Consider the following 12,282-nt stretch of genomic DNA (forward strand, 5'->3'; position numbering starts at 1 on the left):
CTCCGGGTCAGCCGGCGAGGCCGAGCGCGGCCAGCCGGCGCGGGTCGGCGATCACGTCCACGGCGGCGATCCGTCCGCCGGCAACGGTGAACGCCATCACCGACAGCGGCCGGTCGCCGGCGGTCACCAGCACCCCGGCAGCGCCGTTGACGAGCACCGGCCGGGCGTGCGGGAACAGCCGGCCGAACGTGGTGGCCTGCGCCGCCACAGTCGTCGCGCCGGTGAGCACGACCGTGTGGCGGGCGCGGGCGGTCCCGGCGTCGGAGCGCAGCACCACGTCCGGGTGCAGCACCGCGATCAGCGCGTCGAGGTCACCGTCGCGGGCGGCGGCGAGGAAGGCGTCCACCACCGCCCGCTGCCGGGACAAGTCCGGATCGGGGATGGGCGCCTGCCCGCGTACCCGGCGGCGGGCCCGGCTGGCGAGCTGCCGGGCCGCCGCCGGCGAGCGGTCGACGAGCGGGCCGATCTCGTCGAACGGCACGCCGAACATGTCGTGCAGCACGAACGCGAGCCGCTCGGCCGGGGTCAGCGTGTCCAGCACCACCAGCAGCGCCAGGCCCACCGAGTCGGCGAGCACCGCGGCGTGCGCCGGATCGTCGGCGTCGGTGTCCACCACCGGATCGGGTAGGCGTACGTCCAGCGGGTCCTCCCGGCGGGCGGCGCGGGACCGCAGCGTGTTGAGGCTGACCCGGGCGACCACAGTGGTGAGCCAGGCGTCGAGGTTCTCCACGGTGTCCGCGTCGGTGCGGGACAGCCGCAGCCAGGTCTCCTGCACCGCGTCCTCGGCGTCGGTGAGCGACCCGAGCAGCCGGTACGCCACCGCGCGCAGCCGTTGCCGCTCCCGCTCGAACCGCTCCGCCAGGTCCATCACCTGAGCCTCCCCTCCCGCGCATCGACTCGACCCGCGCCGGGTCACCGATGTGACCACAGGTGACAGCCGTCACACCTGTCACGTCGGCAGGCGGGCGCGGGTCGAGGTGGCAGCACCGACAACGGGAGGACGACGATGAACGCACCCATTCTGGTCACCGGCGGCACCGGCACGATCGGCCGGCACGTCGTGCCGCTGCTGCGCGCCGCCGGGCACCCGGTGCGCGTGCTCAGCCGGCGCGGCGGGCGGCCCGGCGACGGTGTCACCCACGTGGCCGCCGACCTGCTCAGCGGCGCGGACCTCGGCCCCGCCCTGAGCGGAGTGTCCACTGTGCTGCACCTGGCCGGCGGCGCGAAGGGCGACGACCGTGCCACCGCCCACCTGGCCCGCGCCGCGCACCGGGCCGCTGTGGCCCACCTGGTGCACATCTCGGTGACCGGCGCCGACCGGGTGCCGCTGGCCTGGATCCGGTCCAAGCTCGACGCCGAGCGCGCGGTGACGGACTCCGGCGTGCCCTGGACCGTGCTGCGCGCCGCGCAGGTGCACGACCTGGTGTTCACCATGCTGACGGCGATGACGCGGCTGCCGGTGGTGCCGGTGCCGGGCGGCCTGCGGTTGCAGCCGGTCGACGCGGCCGAGGTGGCGGCCCGGCTGGCCGAACTCACGCTCGGCGCACCGGCCGGGCTGGTCCCCGACCTGGCCGGGCCGGACACGTACGGCATCGGTGACCTGCTGACCGGCTACTTGACCGCCGCCGGGAAGCGCCGGGCACGCCTGCCGGTGCGCATTCCCGGCCGGGCCGGCCGGGCGTACCGGGAAGGCGCGAACCTCGCCCGGCCGGGCGCCGCGAGAGGCGTGCGGACCTGGACCGATTTCCTGGCTGACCGAGTGCCGTCGCGGCCGGTCGCCTGAGCCGCCGGAGCGCCGCTCAGCGAAGGGTCAACCAGGCCGCCCCGGTGGCGGCGAGGATCACCGCGCCGAGCCCGGCCAGGCTCCAGCCGCCACGGTCGATGCGCCGGCGCACGGCCTGCCGGTCCGGGCGGAAGTCGTCGAACGGGCTCGACCGGAACCAGAAGCGGGCGTACAGCACCATCACCGCTCCGAACACCAGAGCGAAGCCTCCGGTCAGCGCCGCGCTGCCGAGCACCCACCCGTCGGTGAGCACGCCACGGATTCCCACCCGCCCGGCGACGACGGTTCGGACGACCTGCACGATCCCGTTGACCACGCCGAGCGCGACACCGACACGTCCGGCGACGAGCCAGATGCCGGCCTCGCGCCGACCGCCTGCCGCGTTCTCCGTCCGCGCCATCACAGGCCCCGTGGCTCGATGGGGAAGCGGCCGAGACGCAGGCGGCTTCGATCCTGCCTCACCTCGCTCCACCGCTCGTCGTGGCTCAGCAGCGGCAGCAGCTCGCGCAGCATGTTCACGGTGGCGACCATCAGCTTCTCGTCGCGGTAGATCTGGCTCAGCAGCGGCTTGACGACGCTTCGGCGGAAGGTCCCGGCGAACCACGCGACGACCACCGTCGCACCTGCCGCGACGCCCGCCCCGGTCCACCAGTCGGACGCCGACACGGCCGCGACCAGGCCCACGAGGACCAGTACGGCCAGGACGACCGCCCGCAGTGCCTCGTACCAGCGCAGCCGCTCCCGCGCCGCGTCCACCCGGGTCAGCAGGTGCTCCGCGCCACCGAGGAGCCGCTCGAACTCCGGGCCGGACAGGTCACCGCCCCGCTCAGGATCCCAGCCCACAGAACTCTCCCACGGTCGTCCGGAGGCTCCGCTGCACCGCGGCGAACTTCATGTCGTCGAACATCGCCTGTTTCTCACCGACTCCAGGGATGAAGCGGTAGTCCTGCCGGCGGCCGGCGACCGGCAGCACAGCCAGCCGGGGGCGATTGCGGTGGCCGAAGGCACGGATGAGAGTGACCAGCTGTCGCTGGAAGTCCGATGTGGGCTCACCGTCGGCGCCCGGCAGGTAGTACTCCTCGACCTGGCCCAGCTGGTCGGTCCAGTAGAGGTCGGCCTTGGTGACCGCCAGGACGAACCAGAGGTCCTTGGCGGCCGGATTGTCGACCCAGCAGGGCAGCAGGTTCTGGCAGAACCGGGAGAAGTGTTCGAGTTCGACGTTCCGGTTCTGCGCCCAGAGCTGCTCGGACGGCGACGGGATCGCCGCCTCGACCTCGCGGGCGATCTGCTCGGCCCGGTCCCGCCGCTCCTCCTCGGTGGGCGTCGCGTCGAGGGATGCCTGCCACTGCTCCCAGAGCCGGGCCTCGACCTGCCGGCGGAGTTCGTCCTCACGCCGTTGCCGCCGCTCCTCGAGGACGTTGACCTCGCGGGGATCCCACGGCTCGTCGTACCCGGCGGCGGCGACGTAGATGACGCCCGTCGGGTGGTTCGGCGGCTTGAGCATGGCGTCCCACTTGTCCACCTCGCCGGAGGAGTAGTCGCCGCCCGCGGTCTGGCCGGGGCTCACCACCAGCGTCACATGGGCCTGGCGCCGGCCGGCCGCGAGCACGAGGCGGTGCGGCACATGGTCCTCGTCCCGCCGCCGGATGTAGCCGTTGTCGCCGAGCAACGCCTGGTACAGCGCGCTTTTCCCGACCCCGCGCTGGCCCGCCACCAACACCGGGATGATGTCACTCGTGGGTCGTCGCGTGGTCTCGGCGATCGACACCCGCCCGCCACCCGAGTGGCCGGCGCCGGAGTTGTCGACAGCGGACACGACCCGCGACCAACGGTCCCGCACGTCCGTCCAGTACTCGTCCGGCTCACCCATGGCGCGGCCCGATCGGCCGGCCGGTTTCCATCTGATGTGGACTGCTCAGCGAGAACACGCGAGGAGCCTAGCCACGGCGGCGTGGCATCGAATCGTATGAACAGGCGGCAACATCCGGCACGTACGGTCAGGCGCCCGTGACGGGGTGGAACTGCTCGCACATGACCTCGTAGCCGTCCGGGTCGAGCCCGTAGAAGATCCGCGCCCATCCCACGTCCTCCGGCTCCAGCGTCACCGGCAGCCCTTCGTCGCGCCACAGCGCGTACGTGGCGTCCAGGTCGGCGGTGGGCACGGTGAGGACGACACCGAGCCCCGGCGGCCCGGCCTTGACCTCGCGTTCCCGCTCCGCGTTGTGGTGCCCGTGGCGGTGCAGGTCGGACAGGATCAGCCAGGTGTGGCCGAACGTGAGGTAACGCAGGTTCGTCTGGTCGGTCTGCGGGATCTCCTTGAAGCCGAGTCGCAGGTAGAGCCGGTGGGAGCGGTCCAGGTCGCGGACCCGGAGCCCGATCTTGAGCTGTCTGGCGGCCATCCCGCCGAGGCTAGCCGACCCGGCTCACCAGCCGACCGAGCCGAGACCGACCGGGGTGAGGCGGCGGACCTGCGGCTCGATCCACTGTGCCGCGGTGACCAGTTTGACCAGCCGGTCGATGGTCTCCGGCGGCCCGGCCACGAAGCTGCGCCGGTCGGCGGGGCAGCCGTACCGGTCGTCGAAAGTGCCGCCGTCGAGCGCGCGGACCGCCATGCCGGCCTCGACGGCGAGCAGCATCCCGGCCGGCAGGTCGACCGCCTCGGGACGGTAGCCGACGATGCCGTCGATGTCGCCGCGGGCCAGCATCACCCAGGACAGCAACGGCGCCCACAGTTGCAGCACCCGGCGCGCGCTGGTGTCCAGCACCACCTTCAACGCCCGGGCGGTGCTGTCGTCGCGGCGTACCTCGTGCCCCTGGGTCCAGGCCAGCACCGGCGCGGACGGCACCGGGCGCTGCGCGGCCCGCAGCGGCCGCGCGGCCGGGCCGGACGCGTGCACGAACGCGCCCCGGCCGCGCACCGCCGACCAGGTCCGGCCCGCGACCGGGTCGTGCACCACGCCGAGCACCGGCGAGCCGTTGTCGCACAGGGCGATGCCGACCACGTACGCGGGCAGCCCGATCGCCACGTTGTTGGTGCCGTCCAGCGGGTCGACGAGCCACGCCCACGCGGTGTCCGGGGCGTACTCGCCGCCCTCCTCGGCGATCACGCCGTGCTCCGGCCAGCGGGCCCGGATCCGGTCGACGATCAGCCGCTCGGCGGCCAGGTCGAGGTCGGTCACCAGGTCACCGGTGTCGTTCTTGGCCCGGGCGTGCACCTCCCCCCGGGTGCCCCGGCGCAGCAGGCGGCCCGCCGCCTGCGCTGCCTCCACCGCGAACCGGTGCGCGTCGCGCAGGTCGGGCCCGCCTCTGCTCGGCTCCACGTCCATGGCTCCTCCAGCCAGTCAGCCCCGTGCCACCAGTCGCGCGATCTCCCGCGCCATCCGCGCGGTCTCCGCCGCGTCGCAGCGGTCCCGGCGTACCCGGTGGCTGCGCCCGTCCACCGCGCCGAGGCTCAGGTCGCACGCGCCGGGAGTGGTCCGGCCGAGCGCCACTGTCACCGCCGGCTCACCGGCGTCGACCTCCGAGGTGTGGAAGCCGCCGGCGCGCAGCGCGTACGAGTCGCCTGCGGAGTGCGTCTCCACCGTCGCGGTCATCGCGGTGACCAGCCGGTCGGTGGCGGCCATCTCGTCCACCTCGCCGAGGCTGTGCACCTCGTAGATCCGCCAGGCCGGATCGGCCGGCGCGTCGTCGACCTCGATCAGCTCGTTGCGGACGGTCCCGTGCAGCACGTGGCTGAGCAGATCCCAGCTGTGCGAGTGCATGGTGGAGGTGGTCGGGCGCACCGGCGGCGGGTCGGCCGGCCAGGCGTGCACGCAGATGCCGTCCGGGCCGTCGCGTTCCACGGGCAGGCAGGTGAAGCCGAGCGGGTGCCGGACCGCGCGCAGCGGCCGCCGCCCGTCCGCGACGTCGCCGAGCACGTCCAGCACCCAGCCGCGCAGCATCTCCGGCCGGGTGCCCCGGTCGATCTCCCGTTCGAGGTCGGCGTAACTGGTCATGAGTAGGGGTTCCTCGCCTGGACGGCCTTGCCGATGATGCCGGCGACCTCACGGTCGCCGAAGGACCGGGGCAGCGTCAGGCCGAGGGCGGTGAACAACCGCCGTACCTGCTCGACCGACGGCTCGTCGTCGAGCTTGACCTGGGCCGCCGCCTCGATCGGCACGCGCCGGCTCTGCCGGCGGCTGTAGTCCAGCTCGATGTTGAAACGGTTGTAGTAGACCTCGCCGCGGTCGATGCGCAGCGCGGGCGTCTGCGGGTTCTCCTGCGTGATGACGACGCAGGAGGAGGAGAGGTCGTAGCGGAACGTGGTCATCTGCGCGGAGAGCCGGACGTCGATGGTGAGCAGGCCGGAGCGTTGCAGGTGCCAGCAGGCGGCCAGCACGGTCGCGTACGACTCCTTGCGGGTGCGGTCGACGGTCCACGGCTCGCCGGGCGCGTCCGGGTCGAGGCTGCGCCGGAACCGCGCGTACCGCTCGCAGACCTCCTCGTCGGTCGGGTCGATGATCTCGATCGCGACGGTGAGCGTGGCGTTGCGCCGCCGGGCGTGTTCCAGACAGTCCGGCAGCGTGACCGCGCGCAGGTAGGTGCCGGTGCCGCCCTTGAAGCTCCACTGGTCGGTGTGCCGCCGCGCCTCGGCGAGCGCCTGCCCGACCTCGCTGCCGTGCAGCACGCGCACCATGGAGACGCTGTCGATGGCCTCGCGGGCCCGGTTCAGCGCGCCCTCCGGCCCGGTGATCTCCTGCATCTGCGGCACCAGGTCGGTCAGCCGGTCGCGGGTGTCCGAGATGACCTGGCGGACCTCCCGCTCGGTGGTGCGCCGGCGCAGCCGGTCCCGCAGCATCGCCTGCGCGAGCAGGCCCAGGACCAGCAGGATCGCGCTGTTGACGACCTCCTGGTCGACCGCGTTGGTGAGGCCGAGCACGGACACCGTGAGGGCCAGGACGAGGCCGATGAACGCGTCGAGATTGGTCACGACCCAGGCGAGCAGGCGCGTCATGACATCCCCCGGTCGACGACGGAACCTCCATGATAGCCCGCTGTCAATGTCGCCATCACGCCCTGTTCTGCTGTGGTGGCGGTGCGCCGTGCCGGCGGGCGGCGCAGATCAGCGAACCGCCGAGCCCCGGTGCGGCGCGGGCCAGCCGCCGCGAGGCCACCCACCGGCCGCCCGGCAACCGCCAGCCGACCTCGTTGGACCGCAGCGCCACCGGCGTGAACCCGGCCCGGCGCAGCGTCCGGCGCAGCAGCGAGGCGGTGAACGGGCGGATGTGCAGCCACAGGTACGGGTGCAGCGGATCGACCTGACGTGGCGCCCGCCCGGCGAGGAACGCCAGCCGGTCCTGCACCGGCGCCAGGTTCGGCGTGGTGAGCACCAGCAGGCCGTCGGGCGCCAGCACCCGGTGGCACTCCCGCAGCAGCGCCAGCGGGTCGTACACGTGCTCGATCAGCTCGCCGGCGAGCAGCCCGGCGAAGCTGCCCGCCCGGAACGGCAGCCCGCGGGTGGCGTCCAGGCAGACCGGCAGCGCCCGCCCGCGGGCCGCGGCGCGGGCCGTGCGCAGCGCCGTCTCGGCCGTGTCGGCGAGCACCACCGGGCCGGGCAGCGCGGCCGGGTCGAGCATGCCGCGCGGTCCGCAGCCCAGTTCCAGCACCGGCCCGCGTCGGGTCACCCCCTCGGCCATCAGCCGGGCCGCGACCGCGCGGCGCACCCGGTGGTACGGGTCGTCGACGTACCCGTCGACCTCGGCGCCGTCGTGGTAGCGGCGGTGGTTGGCGTGCCTGCCGTGCGCCTGCGCGCGGTGCGACGACGTCCCGGTCGGCGGCTCGGCCATCACCCCTCCACAGCGGACGCCGGCCCCTTCGGCGGCGTCCGCACCAAGCCTCGCACCGGTTACGCCCGGCGGCGCGCACATCCGGCCCACCGGATGTGCGCGCGGCGCTACGTCAGATCGCCCGCGCCCAGTCCAGCCGGGTGCTGTCGTCGTACTCGTCGCCGGGGATCCACCACTGCTCGCCGAAGCCACTGGTGGACACGATGATGTTGCCGCCGTCCGGGTACTCGTTCTCCGGCGGGATCGACAGCGCGGCGCAGTAGCGGCCGTCCGGGGAGAACACCGGCGACAGGTAGAACCGGGGCTCGTCGGTGAGCTTCTTCAGCCCGGTGCCGCCGATGCGCACCGACGCCAGCGACTGGTTGTAGACCTCCCGGTCCAGGTGCCAGCGGTTGGTGCAGAAGACGACGCGCCCGGAGTCGGGCATGAAGACCGGCGAGATGAACATCTCGCCCGCCACCGGCGTGTAGATCGGCCGCACCGTGCCGGTCGCGAGTTCCAGCACCCGCAGTTGCCAGCCCTGCGAACGGCTGCGCCACCGTACGACGATCATCGAGCCGTCCCGGGACCAGTCCGGGTCCCTCATGGAGTGCCCCTCGACCAGCACGCGGGTGGCGCCGGTGACCACGTCCACAGCGATCAGCCGGTCGTTGCCCTGCCCGGTGACCAGCGCGATCTCGGTGCCGTCCGGCGACCACGTCGGCGCGCCGTAGCGGACACCGAACGGGTCGGCGAGCAGTGTGCGCTTCTGGCCGGTGACCCGGTCGTACACGGCCACGTACGGCTCCAGCGTGCCGTCGCCCGAGCGGGCCGTGTTGACCCAGGCCACGTACCGGCCGTCCGGCGAGGCCTTCGCGTGGTCCCCGTTCGGCAGCAGCTCCCGCGGCGTGGTGCGGCCCGGGTCGACCTGGAGCACACCCCAGCCGACGCTGACCAGCCACGACCCGTTCACCACGTCGGCGGCGGACGCGGGTGCGGCGGACGCGGCGTGGGGCCCGACGGCCAGCCCGGTCGCGGCGGCGACTCCGGTCAGCGCGGCGGTACGCAGCAGGGCACGACGATTCATTGCGGTCATTCGACAACCCCCGTGTGAGACGTGGCCCCCACACTCGCGAGTGGATCGACGCACCGGAATCGGACGAGTGGCCGCTTCACGCTCGGCTGCTCGTCCATCACCAGAGGTGAGCCCGAGGCGGCCCGGTACGCTCGCCCCGATGACCTCCGACGCGCTGCGCCGCGCCCTCACCGAACCGGGCGACCCGCCGCTGCTCCCGCTTCCCGGCGTGGCGGTCGAGCTGCTGGACGCCCTCGCTGCCCCGCCGCGCCTCGGCGCGCACCTGCGGCTGGTGCACGACGTCGCCTGGCACCTGACCGCCGCGTTCGCCGACCGGTTCGGCGCGGTGCCGTTCGACAGGCAGGCGGTGCTGTTCGGCGCCGCAGTGCACGACCTCGGCAAGGTCGAGCATCCCGGCGAGCTGACCGGCCCCGGGTCGGCGCACGAGGAGGCGGGCTACCAGCTGCTGTTGCGCTTCGGCGTACCGGAGGAGCGGGCCCGTTTCGCCGTCACCCACGCCGCCTGGCACTCCCCCGGCGTACAGCTGGAGGACCTGCTGGTCAGCCTCGCCGACAAGGTGTGGAAGGGCCGCCGGGTCACCGACCTGGAGCAGCTCGTGGTCGACCGGCTCGCCGCCATAACCGGCCAGGAGCGCTGGCAGACGTTCCTGGACCTCGACGACGTCCTCGCCGAGCTGGCCGCCGGCGCGGACCGGCGGCTGGCGTTCCAGGCCGAGCATCCGGTGTACGGCTGACGTCGGACCGGCGGCGCCGATGAGTCCGCCGCGCGAGGGCGGTCTGCCCCGGGTCGGTGTTCTCCGATCTCCGGGAGGAAGCATGAGCACCAGCGAAGCGCGGGGCCGGGTGCGGGCGTTCGTCACCGTGTCCCTGGACGGCTACGTCACCGGTCCGGACGACCACGCGGGCCAGGGGCTGGGCGTCGGCGGCGAGCGGCTGCACCACTGGGTGATGGGCGGGCCGTGGACGTACGACACGCCACGCGAACCCGGCACCGGCATGACCGGCGAGGACCGCGCGTACTTCGACGAGTTGCTGACGGGCGTCGGCGCCGCGCTGTGCGGCCGGGGGATGTACGACAGCGCCGGCGCCTGGGGCGGCCGCAACCCGTTCGAGGCGCCACTGGTCGTGCTCACCCACCGCACCGCCGACCAGCCCGACCCGGACGCCGGCTTCCTCATGGTCGACGGGTTCGAGGCGGCGCTGGCCGCGGCCCGGCGTACGGCCGGTGACGGCGCGGTGGTCATCGGCGGGGGCGCCGACGTGATCCGGCAGGCGCTCGCGGCCGGCGTGGTCGACGAGCTGGGCCTGTCCACCGCGCCGGTGATCCTCGGTCGCGGGAAGAGGCTCTTCGAGGGCTTCGACCGGGACGTCGACCTGGAGATCCGCGCCGTGCACCACTCGCGCCACGCGGTGCACGTCAGGTACGCCGTTGGCCGTCGCGCGAGTGATACCGATTGACTTTCGATAGTTTTCGCGCGATAGTCGATGCATGTTGACGGCGCAACGCGCGGTGACACCACTCCGCGCCTTCCTGGTCCTGCTGTTCGCGATCCTGGTGCTGTTCCAGACCATGTCGCTGCCCGGGCAGTTCGCGCACATGGCGCGCGAGAACCCGGACATGGCGTACCTGCGGTGGCCCGCCACCACGGTGACGATCTTCTGGGTGTTGTGCGTGCAGGTGGTGATCGTCTGCACCTGGCACCTGCTCACCCTGGTCAAGAACGACCGCATCTTCACCGAGGCGTCCCTGGGCTGGGTCGACGGGATCGTCTGGGCGGTGGCCGCCGCCTGGGTGGTGCTCGTCGGCGTGTTCCTCTACGTCGGCTTCAACGCCGACGACCCGGGGTTGCCGCTGCTGCTGTTCCTGCTGGTCACCGGCGTCAGCGTGCTGGGGCTGCTGATGGTCGTCCTGCGCGCGCTGCTGCGCCAGGCCACCACCCTGCGCACCGACATGGAAGCGGTGATCTGATGCCGATCGTCGTGCGCATCGACGTCGAACTGGCCAAGCGCAAGATGAGCGTCGGCGAGTTCGCCGAGCGCGTCGGGCTCACCCCGGCCAACGTCGCCGTACTCAAGAACGGCCGCGCCAAGGCCGTCCGTTTCAGCACCCTGGAGGCCATGTGCCGGGTGCTCGACTGCCAGCCCGGCGACCTGCTCGAATGGGTCGCCGACGAGGAGGACCGATGAGATACCTGGCCGTCGTCGTCGCCCTGCTCGCCGTCGTGCTCGGCGTCACCGGCTTCGTGTACGGCGAGGCCGACGACTCCCCCGGCCTCCAGTTCCTGTCCGCACTGCTCGTCATCGGCGCGGTCGCCATCGGCGTACGCGTCGCCCGGCGTACCCGGTAGGGCCGGCGCCCCCTCGACGCCGGCCCCACCGGTCAACCCTTCACGCAGACGACCTGCTTGAGGTGGGCGACCACCTCGACCAGGTCCTCCTGCTGGGCCATCACCTCGGTGATGTCCTTGTACGCGCCGGGGATCTCGTCGACCACACCGGCGTCCTTGCGGCACTCCACCCCGGCGGTCTGCGCGGCCAGGTCCGCGGTGCTGTACGTCCGCTTCGCCTGCCCCCGCGACATCCGCCGCCCGGCGCCGTGCGACGCCGAGCAGTACGCGTCGAGGTTCCCCTTCCCGCGCACGATGTACGAGCCGGTGCCCATCGAGCCCGGGATGATGCCCAGGTCACCCCGGCCGGCCCGGATCGCGCCCTTGCGGGTCACCAGCACGTCCACCCCGTCGTAGCTCTCCTCCGCCACGTAGTTGTGGTGGCAGGAGATCGGCTCGTCGTAGCCGGCGTGCGGGAACGCCTCCCGGACCACCTGGCAGAGCAGGGCGAGCATGACCGCCCGGTTACGCCGGGCGTACTCCTGCGCCCACCACAGGTCCCGCCGGTACGCCTCCATCTCGGGCGTGCCGGCGAGGAACACCGCGAGGTCCCGGTCCGGCAGGTCGGTGTTGTGCGGCAGGCCGCGCGCCACCGCCATGTGCCGCTCGGCCAGCTCCTTGCCGATGTTGCGGGAACCGGAGTGCAGCATCAGCCAGACCCGGCCGTCGTCCGCGCCACCCTGCTCCAGGCAGACCTCGATGAAGTGGTTGCCGCCGCCGAGCGTCCCGAGCTGCCGCTGCGCCCGCGTCTGGAGCTGCGCCACCTTCCGGTCCAGCGTCCCGAACCGCCGCCAGAACTCGTCCCAGCCCGCCTGCTCCAGCCCCCGGACCCGGCGCGGATCGACGGCGTCGTCACGCATCGCGAAGCCGACCGGGATCGCCGCCTCGATCGCCGACCGCAGCGGCGCGAGGTCGTCGGGCAGGTCGGCGGCGGTCAGCGAGGTCCGCACCGCCGACATGCCGCAGCCGATGTCCACGCCGACCGCGGCCGGCGACACGGCCTGCCGCATCGCGATCACCGAGCCGACAGTGGCGCCCTTGCCGAAGTGCACGTCCGGCATCACCGCGACGCCCTGCACCCACGGCAGCGCGCCGATGTTGCGCAGCTGCCGGGCCGCCTGCGCCTCGATCGCGTACGGGTCGGTCCAGACCCGGACCGGTGCCCGGGTACCGGCCAGCGGGGTGAAACCCATCGTCGTCTCCTTGCTCATGT

Annotated in this window: 17 protein-coding genes; 6 read left to right on the forward strand and 11 right to left on the reverse strand. The window is 73.2% G+C overall.

Annotated features, from left to right (window positions below; translation table 11 throughout):
• Nucleotides 1–7: 7 nt before the first annotated feature.
• Nucleotides 8–868: an RNA polymerase sigma factor SigJ gene (sigJ, locus tag MICAU_RS16780; protein ID WP_013286522.1), complete on the reverse strand. Its 861-nt coding sequence runs from the start codon at nt 866–868 to the stop codon at nt 8–10.
• Between the two features lie 138 nt (nt 869–1,006).
• Between sigJ and MICAU_RS16785 the strand changes: the two genes are divergently transcribed.
• Entirely contained in the window at nt 1,007–1,783 is a 777-nt protein-coding gene (locus MICAU_RS16785) for an SDR family oxidoreductase (protein ID WP_013286523.1), read from the forward strand.
• Nucleotides 1,784–1,799: 16 nt separating this feature from the next.
• On the opposite strand, the gene MICAU_RS16790 is transcribed toward MICAU_RS16785, so the two are convergent.
• The 9 genes from MICAU_RS16790 to MICAU_RS16830 all read right to left on the reverse strand — a co-directional run bounded on the left by MICAU_RS16790 (nt 1,800) and on the right by MICAU_RS16830 (nt 8,674).
• Nucleotides 1,800–2,183, reverse strand: coding sequence for a hypothetical protein (locus tag MICAU_RS16790; RefSeq protein ID WP_013286524.1), 384 nt, complete (start codon nt 2,181–2,183; stop codon nt 1,800–1,802).
• Entirely contained in the window at nt 2,183–2,626 is a 444-nt protein-coding gene (locus MICAU_RS16795) for a hypothetical protein (protein ID WP_013286525.1), read from the reverse strand. Before MICAU_RS16795 ends, MICAU_RS16790 begins: the two co-directional genes overlap by 1 nt.
• Nucleotides 2,610–3,653 carry a hypothetical protein gene (locus MICAU_RS16800; RefSeq protein WP_013286526.1) on the reverse strand — a complete coding sequence of 348 codons (1,044 nt, stop codon included), beginning with the start codon at nt 3,651–3,653 and terminating at the stop codon, nt 2,610–2,612. Before MICAU_RS16800 ends, MICAU_RS16795 begins: the two co-directional genes overlap by 17 nt.
• Nucleotides 3,654–3,780: 127 nt before the next feature.
• On the reverse strand, nt 3,781–4,182 hold the full coding sequence (locus MICAU_RS16805) for a VOC family protein (RefSeq protein WP_013286527.1): 402 nt from the start codon (nt 4,180–4,182) through the stop codon (nt 3,781–3,783).
• Between the two features lie 24 nt (nt 4,183–4,206).
• Nucleotides 4,207–5,109: an inositol monophosphatase family protein gene (locus tag MICAU_RS16810; protein WP_013286528.1), complete on the reverse strand. Its 903-nt coding sequence runs from the start codon at nt 5,107–5,109 to the stop codon at nt 4,207–4,209.
• Between the two features lie 15 nt (nt 5,110–5,124).
• Nucleotides 5,125–5,778, reverse strand: a complete 654-nt coding sequence (locus tag MICAU_RS16815; protein WP_013286529.1) for a sulfurtransferase TusA family protein — start codon at nt 5,776–5,778, stop codon at nt 5,125–5,127.
• On the reverse strand, nt 5,775–6,776 hold the full coding sequence (locus MICAU_RS16820; protein WP_013286530.1) for a hypothetical protein: 1,002 nt from the start codon (nt 6,774–6,776) through the stop codon (nt 5,775–5,777). Before MICAU_RS16820 ends, MICAU_RS16815 begins: the two co-directional genes overlap by 4 nt.
• Nucleotides 6,777–6,831: 55 nt before the next feature.
• The gene (locus MICAU_RS16825; protein ID WP_013286531.1) at nt 6,832–7,608 is read right to left on the reverse strand and encodes a methyltransferase domain-containing protein; all 777 of its coding nucleotides are present in this window, start codon (nt 7,606–7,608) and stop codon (nt 6,832–6,834) included.
• 112 nt (nt 7,609–7,720) lie between these two features.
• The gene (locus MICAU_RS16830) at nt 7,721–8,674 is read right to left on the reverse strand and encodes a TolB family protein (RefSeq protein WP_230649811.1); all 954 of its coding nucleotides are present in this window, start codon (nt 8,672–8,674) and stop codon (nt 7,721–7,723) included.
• A gap of 148 nt (nt 8,675–8,822) precedes the next feature.
• On the opposite strand from MICAU_RS16830, the gene MICAU_RS16835 reads away from it, so the two are divergent.
• The 5 genes from MICAU_RS16835 (at nt 8,823) to MICAU_RS32730 (ending at nt 11,030) form a co-directional block, all read left to right on the forward strand.
• The gene (locus tag MICAU_RS16835) at nt 8,823–9,416 is read left to right on the forward strand and encodes an HD domain-containing protein (protein ID WP_013286533.1); all 594 of its coding nucleotides are present in this window, start codon (nt 8,823–8,825) and stop codon (nt 9,414–9,416) included.
• An 82-nt stretch (nt 9,417–9,498) separates the two neighbouring features.
• Entirely contained in the window at nt 9,499–10,140 is a 642-nt protein-coding gene (locus MICAU_RS16840) for a dihydrofolate reductase family protein (protein WP_013286534.1), read from the forward strand.
• A gap of 31 nt (nt 10,141–10,171) precedes the next feature.
• Entirely contained in the window at nt 10,172–10,651 is a 480-nt protein-coding gene (locus tag MICAU_RS16845) for a DUF2975 domain-containing protein (RefSeq protein ID WP_013286535.1), read from the forward strand.
• Nucleotides 10,651–10,869 carry a helix-turn-helix domain-containing protein gene (locus MICAU_RS16850; protein ID WP_013286536.1) on the forward strand — a complete coding sequence of 73 codons (219 nt, stop codon included), beginning with the start codon at nt 10,651–10,653 and terminating at the stop codon, nt 10,867–10,869. Before MICAU_RS16845 ends, MICAU_RS16850 begins: the two co-directional genes overlap by 1 nt.
• A complete protein-coding gene (locus MICAU_RS32730) occupies nt 10,866–11,030 on the forward strand; it encodes a hypothetical protein (protein ID WP_013286537.1) in 165 nt (54 codons plus the stop codon). The genes MICAU_RS16850 and MICAU_RS32730 overlap by 4 nt, the downstream gene beginning before the upstream one ends.
• Nucleotides 11,031–11,062: 32 nt before the next feature.
• Here MICAU_RS32730 and MICAU_RS16855 read toward each other — a convergent pair whose 3' ends face one another.
• The gene (locus tag MICAU_RS16855) at nt 11,063–12,262 is read right to left on the reverse strand and encodes an RtcB family protein (RefSeq protein ID WP_013286538.1); all 1,200 of its coding nucleotides are present in this window, start codon (nt 12,260–12,262) and stop codon (nt 11,063–11,065) included.
• Nucleotides 12,263–12,282 lie beyond the last annotated feature (20 nt).

Source organism: Micromonospora aurantiaca ATCC 27029 (genome assembly GCF_000145235.1).
Taxonomy (GTDB): domain Bacteria; phylum Actinomycetota; class Actinomycetes; order Mycobacteriales; family Micromonosporaceae; genus Micromonospora; species Micromonospora aurantiaca.